This is a genomic window from Streptomyces sp. NBC_00885, from assembly GCF_045207475.1.
In the GTDB taxonomy this organism is placed as follows: Bacteria; Actinomycetota; Actinomycetes; order Streptomycetales; family Streptomycetaceae; genus Streptomyces.
Genome location: NZ_CP108796.1, coordinates 1,970,711 through 1,996,268, shown reverse-complemented (window position 1 = coordinate 1,996,268; position 25,558 = coordinate 1,970,711). Strand labels below are relative to the sequence as shown.

General features: G+C 71.7%; 2 protein-coding genes (1 of these 2 only partly in view). Both read left to right on the top strand.

What is annotated here, in order from left to right:
- Window positions 1-12,414: the 3' portion of a non-ribosomal peptide synthase/polyketide synthase gene (locus tag OHA61_RS08850; protein ID WP_406302578.1), read on the top strand. 10,215 nt of this gene lie to the left of the window's left edge; only the last 12,414 of its 22,629 coding nucleotides appear in the window; its start codon lies beyond the left edge, outside the window; it ends in the stop codon at window positions 12,412-12,414.
- Window positions 12,414-25,367, top strand: coding sequence for an amino acid adenylation domain-containing protein (locus OHA61_RS08845; RefSeq protein ID WP_406302576.1), 12,954 nt, complete (start codon window positions 12,414-12,416; stop codon window positions 25,365-25,367). The genes OHA61_RS08850 and OHA61_RS08845 overlap by 1 nt, the downstream gene beginning before the upstream one ends.
- Window positions 25,368-25,558: the final 191 nt, after the last annotated feature.

Genomic DNA, 25,558 nt, shown 5'->3' with positions numbered 1-25,558 from the left:
GCACAGGCCCGCAACGGCGTCGAGCGGGAGGCCCACACCCGCTACTTCTCCGAGCTGCTGGGCGACGTCACGGAGACGACCGCCCCGTACCAGGAGCTGAACGCGCTCGGCGACGGCTCCGGCGTGGTCCGCGCCCGGCTCCGGTTCGCACCGGAACTGGACGGCCTGATCCGCGAGGCCGCACGCCGCCTGGGCACCAGCCCGGCGACGCTCATGCACGTGGCCTGGGCCCGTCTGCTCGCCGCGCTCAGCGGCCGGCACGATGTGGTGTTCGGCACCGTCCTGCTCGGCCGGATGAACGCCTCGGCGGGCTCCGACCGGGTGGCGGGCCCCTTCATCAACACCCTCCCGATGCGCGTGCGCATCGACGGCACGACGGCGCGGGCCGCCGTCGTGGCGATGCGCGGCCAGCTCGCCGGACTGCTGGAGCACGAACACGCTCCGCTGGCCCTGGCGCAGCAGGCGAGCGGGGTACCGGGCGACGCCCCGCTGTTCACCGCGCTGTTCAACTACCGCCACAACACCGCCCGTCCGGAGGAGCAGGCCGACGACGCCACGCCGGGTGGCTCCGAAGTCGAGGGCATCCGGCTGGTGTTCGGCCGGGAAGTCACCAACTACCCGCTCTCGGTGTCCGTCGACGACGACGGGGACGGCATCGGCCTGGCCGTCGACGCGGTGGAGACGATCGACCCCCAGGCGGTCGCCGCGCTGCTGCGCACCACCGCGGAGAACCTGGTCGCCGCGCTGAAGGACGAACTGAACGGCGGCCCGCGCCTCGCCCTGTCCGCCGTGGACGTACTCGACGAGACCGAGCGCCACCACGTCCTGGTGGACCTCAACGACACCGGCCGCCGCACCGCGGCGTCGACCGTGCCCGAACTCTTCGAGGCACAGGTGGCACGCACCCCCGACGCGGTGGCGCTGACCTTCGCGGGCACCGAGCTGACGTACGCGCAGCTCGACGCCCGGGCGAACCGGCTGGCGCGGCTGCTCCTGGACCGGGGGGTCGGCGCGGAGTCGCTGGTCGCCGTGGCCATGCCGCGCGGCGCCGACGCCGTCATCACCCTCCTGGCGATCACGAAGGCGGGCGCCGCCTACCTTCCGGTCGACCCCTCGTACCCGGCGGAGCGCATCGCGTTCATGCTGGCCGACGCGGCACCGGCGCTGCTGGTGACCACCGGCGCGACCGTCCTCCCGCCCCAGGCACCGGCCACCGGAGCCGCGCCCGTCCCGTACCTCGTACTGGACGCCGCGGAGACGGCCGCCGCGCTCGCCGGGCTGGCCGACGCCGCGCTCACGGACGACGAACGCTCCGCCCCTGTCCTCCCGGACAGCGGTGCCTACGTCATCTACACCTCCGGCTCCACCGGTCTGCCCAAGGGCACGGTCGTGCCGCACCGGGCGATCGACCGCCTGGTGCGCGACTCCGGGTACGTCGAACTCGGCGCCGGCGACGTCGTCGCGCACCTGGCCTCGGCGTCCTTCGACGCGGCGACCTTCGAGATCTGGGGCGCCCTGCTCAACGGAGCGGTCCTGGCCGTCGCACCCGCCGGTGCGCTGTCCGTCGCCGAACTCCGCGAGTTCCTGACCACCCGTCGCGTCACCACCCTGTGGCTGACGGCCGGTCTGTTCCACGAAGTGGTCGACCAGGACCCCGACATGCTCCGCGGTGTCCACCAGCTGCTGGCCGGTGGCGACGTCCTCTCCAACGCGCACTGCCGTGCCGTGCTGGACCGACTGCCCTCCGTCCGGCTGCTCAACGGCTACGGGCCGACGGAGAACACCACCTTCACCGCCGTGCACGCGGTGCGGGCCGCCGACTTGGCGGGCAAGGCGGGCGTGCCGATCGGCACCCCGGTCTCCGACACCCGCGTGTACGTGGTGGACGAGTGGCTGAGCCCCGTGCCGGTCGGTGTGGTGGGCGAGCTGTACACCTCGGGCGCGGGCCTGGCCCGCGGATACGCGGGCCGCGCCGGGCTCACGGCGGAGCGGTTCGTCGCCTGCCCCTTCGAGCCGGGCGAGCGCATGTACCGCACCGGGGACCGGGCGAGCTGGGACACCGAAGGACGACTGGTGTTCGCCGGCCGCGCCGACGACCAGGTCAAGGTCCGCGGCTTCCGGGTCGAGCCCGGTGAGGTGCAGGCCGTGGTGGCCGGGCACCCCGACGTCGCGCAGGCCGCGGTGATCGTCCGTCAGGACGCTCCCGGGGACAAGCGGCTCGTCGCCTACGTGGTGTCCACGGGCGACCGCGACGGCACCGAACTCCCCGCGTCCGTACGCGAGTACGTCACCGGACAGCTGCCGGAGTACATGGTTCCGTCCGCGGTGGTGGTGCTGGACGCGCTGCCGCTGACGGCGAACGGCAAGGTCGACCGCAGGGCCCTGCCCGCCCCTGACTACGAGGGCGGCGCCGCGACCGGCGGCCGCAGGGCCGTCACCCTGCGGGATGAGATCCTGTGCGGGGTGTTCGCGCAGGTGCTCGGTGTGGACCGGGTCGGTGTGGAGGACGACTTCTTCGCGCTGGGTGGTCACTCGCTGCTGGCGACGCGGCTGATCAGCCGGGTGCGTGCGGTGCTGGGTGTCGAGGTTCCGCTGCGCGCGCTGTTCGAGGCGCCGACGGTGGCGCGGCTCGCCGCGCGTCTCGACGGCGAGGACCGGGCGCGGGTGGCGCTGACGGCGGGCGAGCGCCCCGAGCGGGTGCCGCTGTCGTTCGCGCAGCGCCGCCTGTGGTTCATCGGACAGCTCGAAGGCCCCAGCTCCACCTACAACATCCCGATGGCCCTGCGCCTGACGGGCGCCGTGGACACGGCGGCGCTGAACGCGGCGCTGCGGGACGTCATCGGCCGCCACGAGGTGCTGCGCACCGTGTTCGCGGTGGCCGACGGTGAGCCCTACCAGCACATCCTGGACATCGAGGAGCTGGAGTGGGACCTGCGGGTCGCCGAGGTGGCCGCGGCCGAGGTGGACGCGGCGGTCGCCGGTGCGGCGGGTTACGCGTTCGATCTGGCGGTTGATCTGCCGGTGCAGGCGTGGTTGTTCGCGGTGGGTCCGGACGAGCACGTGCTCGTCGTGGTGGTGCACCACATCGCGGGTGACGGCTGGTCGACGGGGCCGCTGGCGCGGGACCTGTCGGTGGCCTACGGGGCCCGTAGCGCGGGTTCGGTTCCCGAGTGGGAGCCGTTGCCGGTGCAGTACGCGGACTACGCGCTGTGGCAGCGCGATCTGCTGGGTGATGACCAGGACCCGCAGAGCCTCGTCTCGCGTCAGGTGGACTACTGGCGCCGCACGCTCGCCGGAGCCCCCGAAGAGCTGACCCTGCCCTTCGACCGTCCCCGCCCGGCCGTGGCCTCCCACCGCGGGCACACCGCGTCCCTGGAGATCCCGGCCGAGGTGCACGCACGGCTGGTGGAGCTGGCGCGGGCCGAGGGCGTCACCACCTTCATGGTGCTCCAGGCCGCGCTGGCGGTCCTGCTGTCCCGGCTGGGCGCGGGCACCGACATCCCGATCGGATCGGCGCACGCCGGACGCACCGACGTCGCCCTGGACGACCTCGTCGGCTTCTTCATCAACACGGTGGTCCTGCGGGCCGACGTGTCCGGGGACCCGACGTTCACCGAGGTGCTCGCCCGGGTCCGGGAAGCCGGACTGTCGGGCGTCGCGCACCAGGACGTGCCGTTCGACCGGCTGGTCGAGGAACTGGCCCCGGCCCGTTCCATGGCGCGTCACCCCCTCTTCCAGGTCGTCCTGACGATGCAGAACACCATCGAGGCCGTACTGGACCTCGGTGACCTGCAGGCCGGCCGCATGTCGGCCGGTCACACCTCGGCCAAGTTCGACCTGGACGTCCTCGTCGCCGAGGAGTTCGACGCCGACGGCGCACTCGCCGGGTTCCGGGGGACGGTCACCGTCGCCGCGGACCTCTTCGACGCCGAGGCGGCGGGCCGGATCGCCGCCGCCTGGGCACGCGTCCTCGACACGCTGACCGCCGAACCGCAGGTGCGGCTGAGTGCGGTGGACGTCCTCGATGAGGACGAGCGTCGCCGGGTGCTGGTGGAGTGGAACGACACCGCGGCCGAGACGGCCGGTGGTTCGGTGGCGGTTCTGTTCGCGGCGCAGGTGGCGCGGACCCCGGACGCCCTGGCCGTCGTGTTCGACGGAGTCGAGGTGTCGTACGCGGAGCTGGACGCGCGGGCGAACCGGCTGGCGCACTTCCTGGTGGACCAGGGTGTGGGCGCGGAGTCGGTGGTGGGTCTGTGCCTGCCGCGTGGCGTGGAGACCATCGCCGCGATCCTGGCGGTGTGGAAGGCCGGGGCGGGCTACCTCCCGATCGATCCGGAGCAGCCCGCCGAACGCGTCGCGTTCATGCTGACCGACACCCGCGCCGTCCTCCTGCTCAGCACCGAGGACATCCTCGACGAGCTGCCCACCGGCAAGGTGCGCGCGGTCGCGGTGGACGAAACGCTGGTCACGATGCAGCTGGCGATGGCCCCGGACACCGCGCCGGACGTCACCGCGGCGCCGGACGAGCTGGCCTACGTCATCTACACCTCCGGTTCCACGGGCAGGCCGAAGGGCGTCGCGATCACGCACGGCTCCCTGACCAACTACGTCGCCAACGTCCCGGAACGGATCGGGTTCGGTGAACCCGGCGGTCGCTACGCGCTGCTCCAGGCACAGGCCACCGACCTCGGCAACACCGTCGTGTTCGCCAGCCTCGTGTCGGGCGGCACGCTGTACGTCCTGGAAGAGGACGCGGTCACCGACCCGGTGGCGGTGGCCGACTACCTGGCGGAGCACCGCATCGACCACCTCAAGGTGGTCCCGTCCCACCTCGCGGCGCTGGGAAGCGCCGACGGCCTGGCGAAGGTACTGCCCAGCGGTTCGCTGGTGCTCGGCGGCGAATCCGCCTCGCCCGCATGGGTGAAGGAGCTCGTCGAGGCGGCCGGTGACCGCCGGGTGTTCAACCACTACGGCCCGACCGAGGCGACCATCGGCGTCGCCACCACCCGCCTGACGGCGGAGCGGGTGGCCGACGGCGTGGTCCCCATCGGCAGGCCGGTGGCCAACACCCGCCTGTACGTGCTCGACGCCTCGCTGCGGCCGGTGGCCCCCGGTGTCATCGGTGAGCTGTACATCGCGGGCGCCCAGCTCGCACGCGGCTACGTGCGCCGACCGGACCTGACCGCGGAGCGGTTCGTCGCCTCCCCGCTCTCGGGCATCGGCGAGCGCATGTACCGCACCGGCGACCGCGCCCGGTGGACGGCGGACGGCCAGGTCGTGTACCTGGGCCGGGCCGACGACCAGGTCAAGATCCGCGGCTTCCGCATCGAGCCGGGCGAGGTGCAGGCCGCCTTGACCGCGCACCCGCAGGTCGACCGGGCGGCGGTCGTCGCCCGGGAGGACGCGACGGGTGACACCCGCCTCATCGCCTACCTCGTGCCCGTGGACGAGGACGACGATCCGGCGGAACTGTCCGCGGCCGTCAAGCAGTTCGCGTCTCAGCGACTTCCGGAGCACATGGTGCCCTCGGCCTTCGTCACGCTGGACGCGCTGCCGCTCACGAGCAGCGGCAAGCTGGACCGCAAGGCCCTGCCCACGCCCGACTACGCGGCCGCGGCGGGTACCGGCCGGGGTCCGTCGACCGCCCAGGAGGAAATCCTGTGCGCGGCGTTCGCCGAGGTCCTCGGCCTGCCCACGGTGGGGGTCGACGACGACTTCTTCGACCTGGGCGGCCACTCCCTGCTCGCGGTGCGACTGGTCAGCCGCATCCGGGTGGTGCTCGGGGTCGAGGTCGAGATCCGGGTCCTGTTCGAGGCGCCCACGGTGGCCGGGCTCGCCGCCCAGCTGCACGAGGCCGACCGGGCCAGGGTGCCCCTGACGGCGGCCGAGCGCCCTGAGCGCGTGCCGCTGTCGTCCGCGCAGCGCCGCCTGTGGTTCATCGGGCAGCTGGAAGGCCCGAGCGCGACCTACAACATCCCCGTCACCGTCCGGCTCGCCGGCACGGTGGACGTCGCCGCGCTGAACGCCGCGCTGCGCGACGTGATCGCCCGCCACGAGGTCCTGCGCACCGTGTTCGAGACGGCGGACGGCGAGCCGTACCAGCGCGTCCTCGACCCGGCGGACCTGGCCTGGGACCTGAAGGTGGCCGAGGTGGCCCCGGCGGACCTGGCCGACGCGATCGGCGAGGCCACGCGCTACGCGTTCGACCTGTCGAACGAGGTGCCGATCCGGGCCTGGCTGTTCCAGGCCGGGCCGCAGGACCAGGTCCTCGTGGTGACCATGCACCACATCGCGAGCGACGGATGGTCGACCGGGCCGCTGGCCCGCGACGTGTCCGTGGCCTACGCGGCGCGCTGCGCGGGCCGGGCGCCCGAGTGGCAGCCGCTGCCGGTGCAGTACGCGGACTACGCGCTGTGGCAGCGGGACCTGCTCGGTGACGACCAGGACCCCGACAGCGTCATCGCCGGTCAGGTGGAGTACTGGAGCCGGGCGCTCGCGGGCGCTCCGGAGGAGCTGGAGCTTCCCTTCGACCGCCCGCGTCCCGCGGTCGCCGGATACCAGGGGCACCGCGTGCCCCTGGACGTGCCGGCCCAGGTCCACGAGCAGCTGCGGGCCGTCGCCCGGGCCGAGGGCGTGACCATGGCCATGGTGCTGCAGGCCGCGCTGGCGGTACTGCTGTCCCGGCTGGGCGCCGGTAGCGACATCCCGATCGGCGCGGTGAACGCCGGCCGTACCGATGAAGCGCTCGACGACCTCGTCGGCTTCTTCGTCAACACGCTGGTGCTGCGAACGGACCTCTCGGGGGACCCGACGTTCCGCGAGCTGCTGTCCCGGGTCCGGGACACGGGGCTCTCGGCCTTCGCGAACCAGGACGTGCCGTTCGAGCGGCTGGTCGAGGAACTCGCCCCGGCCCGCTCGCTGTCCCGCCACCCGCTGTTCCAGGTGGCGCTCGCGGTGCAGAACAACGCCGAGGCGGTCCTGGACCTGACCGGTCTGCGCGCCGGGGGAACCGGGGTCGCGGAGACCTCGGGGACCGCGGTGGCGAAGTTCGACCTCGACGTGAGCGTGGGCGAGACCTACGACGCGGAGGGCGCGCCGGCCGGTCTGCGCGGTGCGCTGATCGCGGCCGCGGACCTCTTCGACGCGGCCACCGTCGGACAGTTCGCCGAGCGTCTGACGCGCGTGCTGGAGGCCGTCGCCGGTGAACCGGGACGTCGGCTGAGTTCGGTTGATGTTCTGGGTGAGGTGGAGCGTCGTCGGGTGTTGGTGGGGTGGAACGACACTGCGGCGGTTGTGGGTGAGGTGTCGGTTGCGGGGTTGTTCGAGGCGCAGGTGGCGCGGACTCCGGGGGCGGTTGCGGTGGTGGGTGATGGGGTTGAGGTGTCGTATGCGGAGCTGGATGCGCGTGCGAATCGTTTGGCGCGGTATTTGAGGGCTCGGGGTGTGGGTGCTGAGTCTGTGGTGGGTGTGTGTGTGGAGCGTGGTGTGGGGTTTGTGGTGGCTTTGCTGGCGGTGTCGAAGGCGGGTGGTGCGTATCTGCCGGTTGACCCGGGTTATCCGGTGGAGCGTGTGGGGTTCGTGCTGGCTGATGCGGGTGCGGTGTGTGTGGTGACGCAGGCCTCGTGTGTGGGGGTTGTGCCTGCGGGTGTGGCGCGTGTGGTGGTGGATGAGGTGTCGGTTGCGGGTGAGGTCGCGGCGTTGGATGGTTCGGCGCTGGGTGTGGGGGTGGTGTCGGGCCAGGCGGCGTATGTGATTTATACGTCTGGTTCGACGGGTGTGCCCAAGGGTGTGGTGGTGTCGCATGCGGGTGTGGGGTCGTTGGTTGCGGCGCAGGTGGAGCGGTTCGCGGTGGATGGTGCGAGTCGGGTGCTGCAGTTCGCGTCGGTTGGTTTTGATGCGGCGACGGCTGAGGTGTTGGTGGCGTTGTCGGTGGGTGCGTGTGTGGTGGTGGCGCCTGCGGGTGAGTTGTTGCCTGGTGGGGGTTTGGTGGAGTTGGTGGCGCGTCATGGGGTGACGCATGTGACGTTGCCTCCGGCGGTTTTGGGTGTGCTGGGTGGGGGTGATCTGCCGTCGGTGTCGACGTTGGTGTCGGCGGGTGAGGTGCTGGCTGGTGAGTTGGTGGGGAAGTGGGCGCCGGGTCGTCGGTTGGTGAATGCGTATGGTCCGACGGAGACGACGGTGTGCGCGACGATGTCGGGTCCGTTGTCGCCTGGGGGTGTGCCGGTTATTGGTGGGCCGGTGGTCAATGCGCGGGTGTTTGTGCTGGATGGTTCGTTGCGGCCGGTGCCTGTGGGTGTGGTGGGTGAGTTGTATGTGGCTGGTGTTGGTCTGGCGCGTGGGTATGCGGGTCGTGCGGGTCTGACGGCGGAGCGGTTTGTTGCTTCTCCGTTCCCGTTGGCTGGTGTGTCCGGTGGTGAGCGGATGTATCGGACGGGTGACCGTGTCCGGTGGACTGCTGAGGGTGAGCTGGTGTATCTGGGGCGTGCGGATGATCAGGTGAAGGTGCGTGGTTTCCGTATTGAGCCGGGTGAGGTCCGGTCGGTGGTGGTGGGTCATCCGATGGTGGCTCAGGCCGCGGTGGTCGTGCGTGAGGACGTGGCGGGGGACAAGCGACTCGTCGCCTACGTCGTCTCCACGGACGACACCGACACCGACACCGAACTCCCCTCATCCGTAAGGGAGTACGCCGCCAGGCAGCTGCCCGAGTACATGGTTCCGTCGGTGGTGGTGGTGCTGGACGCGCTGCCGTTGACGGTGAACGGCAAGCTGGATGTCAAGGCGCTGCCCGCGCCGGAGTACACGGCCGGTTCGGGCCGTGGTCCCTCCAGCGTCCGGGAGGAGATCCTGTGCGCCGGATTCGCCGAGGTCCTGGGCCTGGAGAGCGTAGGCGTCGACGACGACTTCTTCGCCCTGGGCGGCCACTCGCTCCTCGCCGTACGGCTGGTGGAGTGGCTGCGCGGCCATGGCGTGTCCGTGTCCGTACGGGCGCTGTTCCAGACGCCGAGCGTGGCGGGCCTGGCCGCGGTGGCCGGGGCCGGGGAGATGGTGGTGCCGGCGAACGCCATCCCGGCGGGTGCGCTGGAGATCACTCCGGAGATGCTGCCGCTGGTGGACCTGACCGCCGACGAGGTGGCGCGGATCGTCGCCACCGTCGAAGGCGGAGCCTCGAACGTGGCGGACATCTACCCGCTCGCGCCGCTCCAGGAGGGCCTGCTCTTCCACCACCTCCTCGCCGACGGCGGCGAGGACGCCTACGTCACGCCGAGGGTCGTGGAGTTCGCGTCCCGCGACCGGCTGGACGCCTTCACGGAGGCGCTGCAGCAGGTCGTGAACCGGCACGACATCTACCGCACCGGGATCGTGTGGGAAGGCCTGCGCGAGCCGGTGCAGGTGGTGTGGCGACACGCCGTCCTCCCGGTCGAGGAGGTCCAGCTGGACCCCCTCGCCACGGATCCCGCGGGTGAACTGGTGGCCCGGGTCGGCCTGTCCATGGACCTGAGGCGGGCGCCGCTGATCCACATGCACCTGGCAGCAGCGGCCGACGGCCGCTGGCTGGCGCTGCTGCGCATGCACCACATGGTCCAGGACCACACCGCGATGGAGGTGATCCTCGGCGACGTCCAGGCGTTCCTCACCGGACGTGGTGCGGAGCTGTCCGAGCCGCTGCCGTTCCGCGACTTCGTGGCGCAGGCGCGGGCAGGCGTGGACAGCGGGGAGCACGAACGGTTCTTCGCCGAGCTGCTGGGCGATGTCGACGAGCCGACCGCCCCGTACGGGCTGGTGGACGTGCGCGGTGTCGGTTCGGACGTGGCGCGAGCGGTGGCCCTGCTGGAAGACGGTCTGGCCGAGCGGCTGCGCACGGTCGCACGTCGGCTCGGTTCGAGCCCCGCGACGGTGATGCACGTGGCGTGGGCGCGGGTGCTGTCCGCGGTCAGCGGTCGCGACGACGTGGTCTTCGGCACCGTCCTGTTCGGCCGGATGAACGCCGGTGCGGGCTCGGACCGGGTGGCGGGCCCCTTCATCAACACGCTGCCCGTCCGGGTGCGGATGGACGAGCTGGGCGCGCTGGCGGCGGTGTCCGCGATGCGTGACCAGCTGGCCGGTCTGCTGGATCACGAGCACGCTCCGCTCGCCCTGGCCCAGCAGGCCAGCGGCGTACAAGGGGACACCCCCCTGTTCTCCTCGCTCTTCAACTACCGGCACAACTCCGGTCCCGAGGAGGGTGAGGGCACCGGTTCCGCTCTGGAGGGGATCCGGACGGTCTTCTCCCGTGAGCGGACCAACTTCCCGCTGTCGGTGTCGGTCGACGACGACGGCACGGAGATCGGCCTGGCCATCGACGCGGTCGCCTCGGTGGACGCGAAGGCCGTCGCGGCCCTGATCGCCACGGCCACGGACAACCTGGTCACGGCGATCGAGGAAGCACTGGACGGCGCCCCCGACCAGCCGCTGAGCTCGGTCGACGTACTCGGCGAGGCCGAGCGTCACCGGATGCTGGTGGACTGGAACGACGGCGCCGAGCAGGTGCCCGTGGACTCGCTGCCCGCGCTGTTCGACGTGCAGGCGAAGCGGACCCCGGACGCGGTGGCCGTCCAGTTCGGCGACACGCGGCTGACGTACGCCGAGCTGGACGCCCGGTCGAACCGGCTGGCGCGGCTGCTGGTTTCCCGGGGCGTCGCACCGGAGTCCCTGGTCGCCGTATGCCTCGACCGGTCGGTGGACCTCGTGGTCTCCCTCCTCGCCGTGGTGAAGGCGGGCGGCGCCTACCTGCCGATCGACCCGAGCTACCCGGCCGAGCGCATCGCCTTCGTCCTGGGCGACGCGACCCCCGTGACCATGGTCACGGACCGCGAGACCCGCGACCGGCTGCTCGGCCCCGAGGACGCGCGCGGGCTCGCGGTGGTCGCCCTGGACGACCCGGCCGTGGCCGGTGAGCTGGACGGCCTGGACGCCGCGCGGCTGACGGACGCGGACCGGGCGGGCAGCCTGCTGGCCTCCCACCCCGCGTACGTGATCTACACCTCGGGGTCGACCGGACAGCCCAAGGGCGCGGTCGTCACGCACGCCAACGTGGCGCGCCTGTTCGGTGCGACACGGAACTGGTTCGAGTTCGGAGCCGAGGACGTGTGGACCTGGTTCCACTCCTTCGCCTTCGACTTCTCGGTCTGGGAACTGTGGGGCGCCCTGCTGTACGGCGGCCGCCTGGTCGTCGTCCCGTTCGAGGTGTCGCGCTCCCCGCAGGACTTCCTGCGGCTGCTCGTCCGCGAGCGGGTGACGGTGCTCAACCAGACGCCGTCCGCCTTCTACCAGCTGATGCAGGCAGAGGCGCAGGAGCCGGAGCTGGGCCAGGAACTGACCCTGCGCACGGTGGTGTTCGGTGGCGAGGCCCTGGACCCGGCCCGGCTGCGGGAGTGGTACTCCCGGCACTCGCAGGACGCGCCGGTGCTGGTGAACATGTACGGGATCACCGAGACCACCGTGCACGTCACCTACGCGGCACTCGACGAGGCCGCGGCCACCGACGGAGCCCCGAGCCTCATCGGCCGGCAGATCCCCGACCTGCGGCTGTACGTCCTGGACGGGAAGCTCAAGCCCGTACCGGTCGGGGTGCCAGGTGAGCTGTACGTGGTCGGCGCCGGCCTGGCGCGGGGCTACCTGAACCGCCCCGGGCTGAGCGCGGACCGGTTCGTGGCCTCCCCGTACGCCGACGCGGGCGAGCGGATGTACCGCACCGGCGACGTGGTCCGGTGGGACGCGGACGGGAACCTGGAGTTCGTCGGCCGCGCCGACGACCAGGTCAAGGTCCGGGGCTTCCGGATCGAGACCGGCGAGATCGAGGCCGTACTGGCCGCCTGCCCGCAGCTCGCCCAGGCCGCGGTCGTCGTCCGTGAGGACACACCCGGTGACAAGCGGCTCGTCGCCTACGTCGTGCCCGTGGACGCTGCGGAGCCGACCGCGGGTGACGGCGTCGCCGGGACGGTCCGGCAGTTCGCCACCGAACGACTGCCCGGGTACATGGTCCCGGCAGCCGTCGTGGTCATGGACGAACTGCCGTTGACCGTGAACGGAAAGCTGGACCGCAAGGCGCTGCCGACACCGGAATACGCCGTCACGGCGGGATCCGGCCGGGGTCCGTCGACCCCCGAGGAAGAGGCCCTGTGTGAAGCGTTCGCCCAGGTGCTGGGGCTGGAGAAGGTCGGTGTGGACGACGACTTCTTCGCCCTCGGAGGGCACTCGCTCCTGGCCGTACGGCTGGTGAGCCGGATCCGGGTGGCGCTGGGCGTGGAGGTCGGGATCGGGACGCTGTTCGAAGCGCCGACGGTCGCGGGTCTCGCACAGCAGCTCGGAAAGAAGAAGTCAGCAAAGCGGCCGGCGCTGCGGCCCATGCGTACGCGTACCCAGGGGGATTCCTGATGTTTCCGTTGTCATTCGCCCAGCGCCGTCTGTGGTTCGTCGAGCAGCTCGAAGGCCCCAGCCCGACCTACAACATCCCCATGGCCATGCGGCTGTCCGGCCAGGTGGACAGCGGGGCGCTGAACGCCGCCCTGCGTGACGTGATGGACCGGCACGAGGTCCTGCGCACCGTGTTCACCGTGGCCGGCGGTGAGCCGCACCAGCAGGTGCTGGACCTCGCGGACCTCATCTGGAAGCTCGACGTCGTGGACCTGTCCACGACGCAGGGACCGGTCAACGTGCACGCAGCGGTGGCCGAGACGGCGAGCCACGCCTTCGACCTGTCCTCTGAAGTGCCCATCCGGGCCTGGCTGTTCACGGTGGCGCCCGAGGACCACGTGCTCCTCGTGGTGGTCCATCACATCGCCGCCGACGGCTGGTCGATGGGACCGCTGGCCCGGGACGTCTCCGCGGCCTACGAGGCGCGCCGCGCGGGCCGGGCGCCCGAGTGGGAGCCGCTGCCGGTGCAGTACGCGGACTACGCGATGTGGCAGCGCGAACTGCTCGGCGACGACCAGGACCCGGACAGCCTCGTCTCCCAGCAGATGGCCTACTGGCGCGAAGCGCTGGCCGGGATCCCCGAGGAACTCGGCCTGCCCTTCGACCACGCACGCCCCACGGTCGCCAGCTACCAGGGCCACACCGTGTCGCTGAACATCCCGGCGGAGGTCCACGGCCGGCTCGCGGAGCTGGCCCGGGCCGAGGGAGCCACGACCTTCATGGTCCTGCAGGCCGCCCTGGCGGTGCTGCTGTCGCGGTTCGGTGCGGGGACGGACATCCCCATCGGCGCCGCGGTCGCGGGGCGCACCGACGAAGCCCTCGACGACATGGTGGGGCTGTTCGTCAACACCCTGGTCATGCGCACGGACCTGTCGGGGGACCCGACGTTCCGTGAACTGCTGTCCCGCGTACGGAAGTCGGGGATCAGCGCGTTCGCCCATCAGGACGTGCCGTTCGAGCGGCTGGTCGAGGAACTCGCCCCGACGCGCTCCCTGGTCCGTCACCCGCTGTTCCAGGTGATGCTCACCCTCCAGAACAACGCGGAGGCGGCTCTGGACCTGTCGGGTGCCGAGCCGACGAGCAGGGTCTCGGCGGGTAAGTACGCCGCCAAGTTCGACCTCGAATTCAGCGTCGGGGAGTCCTTCGGGCCCGGCGGTGTGCCGGCCGGACTGTACGGCGCGGTGGTCGCGGCGGCGGATCTGTTCGACGTGGCGTCGGTGGAGCGTCTGATCGAGGGCCTGGTGCGGGTGCTCGGCGCGGTGGCCGCGGAGCCGGAACTCCGGCTGGGTGCGGTGGACGTGCTGAGTGCCGCTGAGCGCCACGAGCTGGTGTCGGGGTGGAATGACACGGCGGTCGAGCTGCCGGTGGGGACGCTGGGTGGGCTGTTCGAGGCTCAGGTGGCTCGGACTCCGGATGCGGTTGCTGTGGTGTTCGAGGGTGTGGAGGTGTCGTATGCGGAGCTGGATGCGCGTGCGAACCGTCTGGCCCGGGTGCTGATCGGCCGTGGTGTGGGTGCGGAGTCCGTGGTCGGGGTGTGCCTGGAGCGCAGTGTCGATCTGGTGGCGTCGCTGCTGGCGGTGGTGAAGGCGGGTGGCGCGTATGTGCCGGTTGACCCTGATCTGCCGTCGGAGCGCGTGGGGTTCATGCTCGCGGACTCGGGTGCGGACTGTGTGGTGACGTCGGGTGTGCTGGCGGACACGCTGCCTGAGGGCACCGCTGTTGTGGTGCTCGATGATCCGGACACGGTGTCGGTGCTGGCCTGTACGGATGACGGGGTGCTGTCGGCTGGTGAGCGGGGTGTTCTGCTTCCGGGTCACCCGGCGTATGTCCTGTTCACGTCGGGTTCGACGGGCCGCCCGAAGGGTGTGGTGGTGTCCCACGCGGGCATTGTGAACCGGCTCGGGTGGATGCAGTCCCGGTATGGTCTGGTGGCGGGTGAGCGGGTGTTGCAGAAGACCCCGTTCGGGTTTGACGTGTCGGTGTGGGAGTTCTTCTGGCCGCTGCTGGAGGGTGCGTCGCTGGTCGTTGCCCGTCCTGGTGGTCACCGTGACCCGGCTTACGTGGCGTCGGTGATCCGTGAGGAGGGTGTGTCGACGCTGCACTTCGTGCCGTCGATGCTGGAGGCGTTCCTGCGGGATCCGGCTGCGGCCGAGTGCACGGGTCTGCGCCGGGTGATCTGCTCGGGCGAGGCGCTGTCCCCGGTCGCAGTGGCCCGGTTCTTCGAGGTGTTCGGCACGGGTGTGGAGCTGCACAACCTCTACGGGCCGACGGAGGCGTCGGTCGACGTCACCGCCTGGGAGTGCCCGGCTGGTGAGGACGTCACTGTGGTTCCGATCGGTGGTCCGATCGCGAACACGCAGGTGTACGTTCTCGACAGCTCCCTTTCCCCTGTTCCGGTGGGTGTCGGTGGCGAGCTGTACCTCGCCGGTGTTCAGCTGGCCCGCGGCTATGCGGGTCGTGCGGGTCTGACGGCGGAGCGCTTCGTCGCATCCCCCTTCGGGACCGGTGAGCGCCTGTACCGCACCGGTGACCTTGCGCGCTGGGACATCGAGGGCCAGGTCGAGTACCTGGGCCGCGCGGATGAGCAGGTGAAGATCCGTGGTTTCCGTATCGAGCCGGGTGAGGTCCAGGCCGTCGTGGCCACACACCCGCTGGTCGCGCAGGCCGCTGTGGTCGCCCGTGAGGACGTTCCGGGTGACAAGCGCCTGGTCGCCTACGTCGTCACCACTGAACTCCCGTGCAACGAAGCAGAGTTCACGGCGGATCTGCACCGGTTCGCCGGGCAGCGGCTGCCGGAGTTCATGGTGCCGTCGGCGGTGGTGGTGCTGGAGGCGCTGCCGCTTTCGGTCAACGGAAAGCTGGACCGCAAGGCGCTCCCCGCCCCCGAGTACACGACGGGTTCGGGCCGTGGCCCCTCCAGCGTCCGCGAGGAGATCCTCTGCGCCGCCTTCGCCGAAGTCCTCGGCCTGGAGAACGTAGGCGTCGACGACGACTTCTTCGCGCTGGGCGGTCACTCCCTGCTGGCCATCCGGCTGGTCGAGATCCTGCGCGGCCATGGCGTGTCCGTGTCCGTACGGGCGCTGTTCCAGACGCCGAGCGTGGCGGGCCTGGCCGCGGTGGCCGGGGCCGAGGAGATGGTGGTGCCGGCGAACGCGATCCCCGAGGGCACCACGACCATCACGCCGGAGATGCTGCCGCTGGTGGACCTGACCGCCGATGAGGTGGCGCGGATCGTCGCCACCGTCGAAGGCGGAGCGGCGAACGTGGCGGACATCTACCCGCTGGCCCCGCTCCAGGAGGGCCTGCTCTTCCACCACCTCCTCGCCGACGGCGGCGAGGACGCCTACGTCATGCCGACGGTCATGGAGTTCGACTCCCGCGCCCGCCTGGACGCCTTCACCGACGCACTCCAGCAGGTCCTGAACCGGCACGACGTCCTGCGCACCGGCATCGTGTGGGAAGGCCTGCGCGAGCCCGTGCAGGCGGTGTGGCGACACGCCGTCCTGCCGGTCGAGGAAGTACAGCTGGACCCGAACGGCGCTGATCCCATCGACCAGTTGCTGGCGGCCGGTGGCCTGTCCATGGACCTGGGCCGGGCGCCGCTGGTCGGGCTGCACGTGGCCGCGGAGCCGGGCAGTGACAGGTGGCTGCTGCTGGTCCGCGTCCACCACATGGTGCAGGACCATACGGGTCTGGAGATGCTGCTCGGCGAGGTCCAGGCGTTCCTCGCCGGGCGCGGTGCGGAGCTGCCCGAGCCGCTGCCGTTCCGCAACTTCGTGGCCCAGGCGCGTGCCGGGGTCGAACGGTCCGAGCACGAGGGTTTCTTCGCCGAGCTGCTGGGCGACGTCGACGAACCCACCGCCCCGTACGGCGTGGTGGACGTGCGGGACGTCGGTGCCGAGGTGGCACGGGCGGGCTCCCGTTTCGACGACGAGCTGGCCGACCGGCTGCGCGAGGTCGCCCGGCGGCTCGGTGCCAGCCCGGCGACGGTGATGCACGTGGCGTGGGCGCGGGTGCTGGCCGCGGTCAGCGGCCGCGACGACGTGGTCTTCGGCACCGTCCTCTTCGGCCGGATGAACGCCGGATCCGGCAACGACCGCGTGGCGGGGCCGTTCATCAACACGCTGCCCGTCCGGGTGCGGGTGAACGAGCTGGGCGCGCTGGCGGCGGTGTCCGCGATGCGCGGTCAGCTGGCCGGCCTGGTGGAGCACGAGCACGCTCCGCTCGCGGTGGCGCAGCAGGCCAGCGGTGTCTCCGGTGACACCCCCCTGTTCACCTCGCTGTTCAACTACCGGCACAACACCGCCCCTTCCGCCGACCTGATCGCACAGGCCGACGAGGACATGCAGGGCATCCAGACCCTGCTCCAGCGGGAGCGCACCAACTACCCGCTCTCGGTCGCGGTCAACGACGGCGGCAACGGGATGGGGCTGGCCATCGACGCGGTCGCCCCGATCGACCCGGAGGCGGTCGCCTCGCTGATGACCGCCGCCACGCGGAACCTGGTGGCGGCGCTCGAACAGGCACTGGACGGCGGCCCCGACCTGCCGCTGACCACGGTCACCGTCCTCGACGAGGCCGAGCGGCAGCGCGTACTCACCGCATGGAACGACACCGCGGCCGAGGTGCCGCGGGCATCCGTTCCGCAGCTGTTCGAGACCTGGGCGGCACGCACCCCGGACGCGGTCGCCGTCGTCTTCGAGGGCACCGAGGTGTCGTACGGGGACCTGAACGCGCGGGCCAACCGGCTGGCGCACCACCTCGTCGGCCAGGGTGTGGGTCCCGAGTCGGTGGTGGGCCTGTGCCTGCCGCGCGGCGTGGACATGGTCGTCGCGATCCTGGCCTCCTGGAAGGCCGGGGCCGCCTACGTCCCGCTGGACCCGGAGTACCCGGTCGAGCGGCTGGCGTTCATGCTCGCCGACAGCGGGGCCCGCGCGGTCGTCCTGCGCCAGGACGTCGCGGGAGACCTGGCCGACGGGCTCGGCGCGGACCGGGTGGTCCGGCTCGACGACCCGCGGGTGGGCGCCGAACTGGCCGCACTGCCGGACACCGCGCCCGACGCGGCCGCGGCGGCGGCCGCTCTCGCCTACGTCATCTACACCTCGGGATCCACCGGCCGCCCGAAGGGCGTCGCGGCCACCCATGACGGGCTGGCGAACCTGGTGTCGGTGTTCGGTCCGCTGATGGAGGTCGGGCCGGGTGTCGGGGTGCTGCAGTTCGCCTCGTTCAGCTTCGACGCGTCGGTGCTGGATGTGGCGGTGACGCTGGGCAGTGGTGGTTCGCTGGTGGTGGCGGGTGCGGCGGAGCGGGCGGAGCCGAAGCTGCTGCGTGCGCTGGTCGAGTCGGCCGGTGTGCGGTCCGCGAGCGTGGTGCCGTCGCTGCTCGGTGTGCTGGAGCCCGCGGACCTGGCGGGCGTCGGCTCGCTGGTCGTCGGCGCCGAGGCGATCGAACCGGGCCTGGCAGCCGCGTGGGCGCGGGGCCGGAACCTGATCAACACCTACGGACCCACCGAAGCCACCGTGATCGTGGCCACCGGATCGGTCGACCCCGGCCGCGAGGGGACGGTCCCCTTCGGTTCACCGACGGCCAACACCAGGCTGTACGTCCTCGACGGATCGCTCCAGCCGGTCGCGGCCGGTGTCGTGGGCGAGCTGTACGTGGCGGGCGCGCAGCTGACCCGCGGCTACCACGGCCGCCCCGAGCTCACCGCCGAACGCTTCGTCGCCTGCCCCTTCGCCGGGGCCGGGGCGCGGATGTACCGGACCGGTGACCTCGCCCGCTGGGAGACCGACGGCCAGCTGACGTTCGCCGGGCGGGCCGACGAGCAGGTCAAACTGCGCGGATTCCGCGTCGAACTGGGCGAGGTGCAGGCCGTGGCGGCCGGGCACCCGGACGTGGCACAGGCCGCGGTCGTCGCCCGTGAGGACACGCCCGGTGACAAGCGCATCGTCGCCTACGTCGTGCCCGCCGACGGCGCGGACGCCGGACTGCCGGCGTCGGTGCGCGGGCTCGTGGCCGAGCGTCTGCCGGAGTACATGGTCCCGGCAGCGGTCGTGGTGCTGGACGAGCTGCCCCTGACCGTGAACGGAAAGCTGGACCGCAAGGCCCTGCCCGCGCCCGACTACGGCGACGCGGTGAGCCCGGGCCGGGCCCCCTCCACGCTCCACGAGGAGATCCTCAGCGGCGTCTTCGCCCAGGTGCTGGGCGTGGACACCGTCGGCGTCGACGACGACTTCTTCACCCTCGGCGGCCACTCCCTCCTCGCCGTTCGCCTGGTCAGCCGCGTGCGGACCGTGCTCGACGTGGAAGTGCCGCTCCGTGCGCTGTTCGAGGCGCCGACGGTGGCCCGGCTCGCGGCCCGGATCGACGGTGCCGACCGGGCCCGCCTGGCGCTTGCCGCCCGGGAACGCCCCGAGCGGGTGCCGCTGTCGTTCGCGCAGCGCCGCCTGTGGTTCATCGGCCAGCTGGAGGGGCCGAGCGCGACCTACAACATCCCGATGGTGCTCCGCCTGGCGGGCCAGGTCGACGCCCAGGCGCTCGGCGCGGCCCTGCGGGACGTCATCGGCCGCCACGAAGCGCTGCGCACGGTGTTCGCGGTGGCCGACGGTGAGCCGTACCAGCAGTTGCTGGACCTCGCGGACCTGCCGTGGAAGCTCGACGTCGTGGACCTCTCCACCACGGCGGCCGACGTGGACACCGCGGTGTCGGAGGCGGCGCGGTACGCCTTCGACCTCTCGGCCGAAGTGCCCATCCGGGCCTGGCTGTTCTCGGCCGGCGCGGACGAGCACGTGCTCGTCGTGACCGTGCACCACATCGCCGGTGACGCCTGGTCCACGGGACCGCTGGGCCGGGACGTCTCCGCCGCGTACGCCGCGCGCCAGGAGGGGCGGGCGCCCGAGTGGGAGCCGCTGCCGGTCCAGTACGCCGACTACGCGATGTGGCAGCGCGAACTGCTCGGCGACGACCAGGACCCGGACAGCCTCGTCTCCCGCCAGATGGCCTACTGGCGCGAAGCGCTGGCCGGGATCCCCGAGGAACTCGGCCTGCCCTTCGACCACGCGCGCCCGTCGGCGGCCAGCCACCGTGGCCACGGAGTCTCCCTGGAGATCCCGGCGGAGGTGCACGCGCGGCTGGTGGAGCTGGCGCGCGCCGAGGGCGTGACGGTCTTCATGGTGCTGCAGGCCGCGCTGGCGGTCATGCTGTCGCGGTTCGGTGCCGGAACGGACATCCCGATCGGGTCGGCGAACGCCGGACGTACGGACGAAGGACTGGACTACCTCGTCGGCTTCTTCATCAACACGCTGATGCTGCGTGCGGACCTGTCGGGGGACCCGACGTTCCGCGAACTGCTGTCGCGGGTGCGGGAGGCCGGTCTGTCGGGCTTCGCGCACCAGGACGTGCCGTTCGAGCGGCTGGTCGAGGAACTCGCCCCGACGCGCTCCCTGTCCCGGCACCCGCTGTTCCAGGTCATGCTCACCCTGCAGAACAACGCCGAGGCGGTCGTGGACCTGCCCGGGGTCCACGCGGGAGGAGTATCGGCCGGCGTGCCGGTGGCCAAGTTCGACCTCGAATTCAGCGTCGGGGAGTCCTTCGGGCCCGGCGGTGTGCCGGCCGGACTGTACGGCGCGGTGGTCGCGGCGGCGGATCTGTTCGACGTGGCGTCGGTGGAGCGTCTGATCGAGGGCCTGGTGCGGGTGCTCGGCGCGGTGGCCGCGGAGCCGGAACTCCGGCTGGGTGCGGTGGACGTGCTGAGTGCCGCTGAGCGCCACGAGCTGGTGTCGGGGTGGAATGACACGGCGGTCGAGCTGCCGGTGGGGACGCTGGGTGGGCTGTTCGAGGCTCAGGTGGCCCGGACTCCGGATGCGGTTGCTGTGGTGTTCGAGGGTGTGGAGGTGTCGTATGCGGAGCTGGATGCGCGTGCGAACCGTCTGGCCCGGGTGCTGATCGGCCGTGGTGTGGGTGCGGAGTCCGTGGTCGGGGTGTGCCTGGAGCGCAGTGTCGATCTGGTGGCGTCGCTGCTGGCGGTGGTGAAGGCGGGTGGCGCGTATGTGCCGGTTGACCCTGATCTGCCGTCGGAGCGCGTGGGGTTCATGCTCGCGGACTCGGGTGCGGACTGTGTGGTGACGTCGGGTGTGCTGGCGGGTGTACTGCCTGAGGGCACGGCTGCCATCGTCCTCGATGGCCCGGCAACCGCCAAAGCGCTGGCCGGAGTTGCCGGTGGTGCGCTCTCGGACGCGGAGCGGGGTGAGGTGCTGCCTCAGCACCCGGCGTATGTCCTGTTCACGTCGGGTTCGACGGGCCGCCCGAAGGGTGTGGTGGTGTCCCACGCGGGCATTGTGAACCGGCTCGGGTGGATGCAGTCCCGGTATGGTCTGGTGGCGGGTGAGCGGGTGTTGCAGAAGACCCCGTTCGGGTTTGACGTGTCGGTGTGGGAGTTCTTCTGGCCGTTGCTGGAGGGTGCGTCGCTGGTCGTTGCCCGTCCTGGTGGTCACCGTGACCCGGCTTACGTGGCGTCGGTGATCCGTGAGGAGGGTGTGTCGACGCTGCACTTCGTGCCGTCGATGCTGGAGGCGTTCCTGCGGGATCCGGCTGCGGCCGAGTGCACGGGTCTGCGCCGGGTGATCTGCTCGGGCGAGGCGCTGTCCCCGGTCGCAGTGGCCCGGTTCTTCGAGGTGTTCGGCACGGGTGTGGAGCTGCACAACCTCTACGGGCCGACGGAGGCGTCGGTCGACGTCACCGCCTGGGAGTGCCCGGCTGGTGAGGACGTCACTGTGGTTCCGATCGGTGGTCCGATCGCGAACACGCAGGTGTACGTTCTCGACAGCTCCCTTTCCCCTGTTCCGGTGGGTGTCGGTGGCGAGCTGTACCTCGCCGGTGTTCAGCTGGCCCGCGGCTATGCGGGTCGTGCGGGTCTGACGGCGGAGCGCTTCGTCGCATCCCCCTTCGGGACCGGTGAGCGCCTGTACCGCACCGGTGACCTTGCGCGCTGGGACATCGAGGGCCAGGTCGAGTACCTGGGCCGTGCGGATGAGCAGGTGAAGATCCGTGGTTTCCGTATCGAGCCGGGTGAGGTCCAGGCCGTCGTGGCCACACACCCGCTGGTCGCGCAGGCCGCTGTGGTCGCCCGTGAGGACGTTCCGGGTGACAAGCGCCTGGTCGCCTACGTCGTCACCACTGAACTCCCGTGCAACGAAGCAGAGTTCACGGCGGATCTGCACCGGTTCGCCGGGCAGCGGCTGCCGGAGTTCATGGTGCCGTCGGCGGTGGTGGTGCTGGAGGCGCTGCCGCTTTCGGTCAACGGAAAGCTGGACCGCAAGGCCCTGCCCGCCCCCGAGTACACGACGGGTTCGGGCCGTGGCCCCTCCAGCGTCCGCGAGGAGATCCTCTGCGCCGCCTTCGCCGAAGTCCTCGGCCTGGAGAACGTAGGCGTCGACGACGACTTCTTCGCGCTGGGCGGTCACTCCCTGCTGGCCATCCGGCTGGTCGAGATCCTGCGCGGCCATGGCGTGTCCGTGTCCGTACGGGCGCTGTTCCAGACGCCGAGCGTGGCGGGCCTGGCCGCGGTGGCCGGGGCCGGGGAGATGGTGGTGCCGGCGAACGCCATCCCGGCGGGTGCGCTGGAGATCACTCCGGAGATGCTGCCGCTGGTGGACCTGACCGCCGATGAGGTGGCGCGGATCGTCGCCACCGTCGAAGGCGGAGCGGCGAACGTGGCGGACATCTACCCGCTGGCCCCGCTCCAGGAGGGCCTGCTCTTCCACCACCTCCTCGCCGACGGCGGCGAGGACGCCTACGTCATGCCGACGGTCATGGAGTTCGACTCCCGCGCCCGCCTGGACGCCTTCACCGACGCACTCCAGCAGGTCGTCAACCGGCACGACGTCCTGCGCACCGGCATCGTGTGGGAAGGCCTGCGCGAGCCCGTGCAGGCGGTGTGGCGACACGCCGTCCTGCCGGTCGAGGAAGTACAGCTGGACCCGAACGGCGCGGACCCGGTGGGTGAGCTGGTGGCCCTGGGCGGTTCGCACATGGACCTGGGCCGGGCACCGCTCGTCGGGCTGCACGTGGCCGCGGAGCCGGGCAGTGACAGGTGGCTGGTGCTGTTCCGGGCGCACCACATGGTCCAAGACCACACCGCTGTGGTGGTGCTGCTGGAGGAGGTCCAGGCGTTCCTCGCCGGGCGCGGTGCGGAGCTGCCCGACCCGCTGCCGTTCCGCAACTTCGTGGCCCAGGCCCGTGCCGGGCTGGGCAGCGGGGAGCACGAGTCGTTCTTCGCCGAGCTGCTGGGCGACGTGACGGAGCCGACCGCTCCGTTCGGACTCGTTGACGCGCGGGGCGACGGCGCGGGCGTGGTGCGGGCCGGGATGGCGTTCCCGGAGGAGCTGAACGACCGGCTGCGCGAGGTCGCGCGGCGGCTCGGTTCCAGCCCCGCGACGGTCCTGCACGTGGCGTGGGCGCGGGTGCTGGCCGCGGTCAGCGGCCGTGACGACGTGGTCTTCGGCACCGTCCTCTTCGGCCGGATGAACGCGGGCGCCGGATCCGACAGGGTGGCCGGCCCGTTCATGAACATGCTTCCGGTACGGGCCCGGCTGGACTCGACCGGCGCGCTGGCGGCGGTGACCGCGATGCGCGGTCAGCTCGCGGCCCTGCTGGAGCACGAGCACGCGCCCCTCGCGGTGGCCCAGCGGGCCAGCGGCGTGCAGGGAGACACACCCCTGTTCACCTCCATGTTCAACTACCGGCACAACGGCGCCCAGGGTTCGGGCAAGGCCTCCGGCGGGGCCGTGGAGGAGGCCGGGGCGCGGGGCCTGGAGGGGATCAGGACGGTGAAGGTCGTCGACCGCACCAACTACCCCCTCTCGGTCGCCATCGACGACGACGGCAACCGGCTGGGACTGGCCGTCGACGCGGTCGCCCCGATCGACCCGCGGATGGTGGCCGGGCTCGTGCGCTCGGTCACCGGGAACCTGGTGGACGCGCTGGAGCGGGCGCTCGACGGTGGCTCGGACCAGCCGCTGAGCGGCCTTCGGGTGCTCGGCGAGGCCGAGCGGCACGAGGTGCTCACCGAATGGAACGACACCGAGACCGAGATGCCGGACGCTTCGGTTCCGGAACTGTTCGAGGCTCAGGTGGCCCGTACGCCGGACGCGGTCGCGGTGGTGTGCGACGGCGTCGAGGTGACGTACGCGGAACTGGACGCGCGGGCCAACCGGCTGGCCCACCACCTCGTCGGCCAGGGCGTGGGCCCGGAGTCCCTCGTGGCCCTGTGCATGCGGCGGGGCGTCGAGATGACCGTCGCGATCCTGGCCATCTGGAAGGCGGGGGCCGGGTATCTGCCGATCGACCCGGAGTACCCGGCGGACCGCATCGCGTTCATGCTGTCGGACGGCGGCGTCGCGCTGCTGCTGAGCGAGGAGGAGGTGCTCGACGAGCTGCCCGTCGGCCGGGTGCGCGCCATGGCGCTGGACGAGCCGATGGTCGTCGCCATGGTCGGCGCCTGCCCGGACACCGCGCCCGGGGTCGGCGCAGCGCCGGAGGGCCTGGCCTACGTGATCTACACGTCGGGATCCACCGGCCGTCCGAAGGGCGTCGCGGTCACCCACGGCGGCCTGACGAACTACGTGGTCTGGGCGAGCCGGGCCTACGGCATGCAGGACGGGGGAGGGGCGCCCCTGCACTCGTCCCTCGCCTTCGACCTGACGGTGACCAGCGTGCTGGTGCCCCTGGTGTCCGGCTCGGCGGTCGTGGTGAGCCCGGAGGGCGGCGCCGAGGGACTGGCGGCGCTGGTGGCGGCGGGCGGCGGGTTCGGTCTGGCCAAGGTGGTCCCCGCCCACCTGCCGCTGCTCACCGAACTCTTGACGGCGGAGCAGGTGTCCACTACGGCGCGGAAGATGATCGTCGGTGGTGAGGCGCTGACCGGCGCCGTGGTCCGCTCGTGGCTGGAGCGGGCGCCCCGTTCGGTGGTGGTCAACGAGTACGGGCCGACCGAGACGGTGGTCGGATGCACCGTGTTCGAGGTCGCGGCGGGCCAGGAGATCGGCGAATCGGTGCCGATCGGCAAGCCGAACGCCAACACCCGGGTCTACGTCCTGGACGGGACGCTGCAGCCAGTGGCGCCCGGAGTCATCGGCGAGCTGTACATCGCCGGTGCCCAGCTCGCGCGGGGCTACGTCCGGCGGCCGGGGCTGACGGGCGAGCGCTTCGTGGCCTGCCCGTTCGAGCAGGGCGGCCGGATGTACCGGACCGGTGACCAGGTCCGGTGGACCGTTGACGGACAGCTGGAGTACCTGGGAAGGTCCGACGAGCAGGTGAAGGTCCGGGGCTTCCGGGTCGAGCCGGGCGAGGTCCAGGCCGCCTTCACGGTGCACCCGTCGGTGGGTCAGGCCGCGGTCGTGGCCCGCGAGGACACGCCCGGTGATATCCGTCTCGTCGCCTACGTCGTCCCCGCCGAGGGCGACAGCCCGTTCGACCACGAACTCCCGGCAATCCTGCGGAAGTTCGTCGCCCAGCGGCTGCCCGAGCACATGGTTCCCGCGGCGGTCGTCACGCTGGAGCGGCTGCCGCTGACGCAGAACGGCAAGCTGGACCGCAAGGCGCTGCCCGCCCCGGAGTACGCCGGGGCGACGGGCGCCGGGCGGGCGCCGTCCACCCCGCAGGAAGAGACCCTCTGCGAGCTGTTCGCGCAGGTGCTGGGCGTCGACGCCGTGGGCATGGACGACGACTTCTTCGAGCTGGGCGGCCACTCGCTGCTGGCGGTCCGGCTGGTCAGCCTGGTCCGGGCGCGGCTGGGCGTGGAGGTCCCGCTGAAGGTCCTGCTGAACGCGCCGACGGTCGCCGGCCTCGCGGCGGAACTCGGAAAGCAGCAGGCGGCCCGGCCCGCGCTGCGCCCGATGCGTCCCCGCGAGGATTCCTGATGACGGAGGGGCGCTGGATCGCCCTGTAGCACCCGAAGCCGCGGCCGGTTCCCCCCTGGCCGCGGCTTCCCGCGTTCAACTGGCGCGACGACTCAGTTGAACGAACCTTTGATCGCCGCCCGGATCCTGGGCCATAGCGGCCTCGGAGAGGTGACGTTCTTCCTGTGATATCGGTTGAACGGAGCACGGCC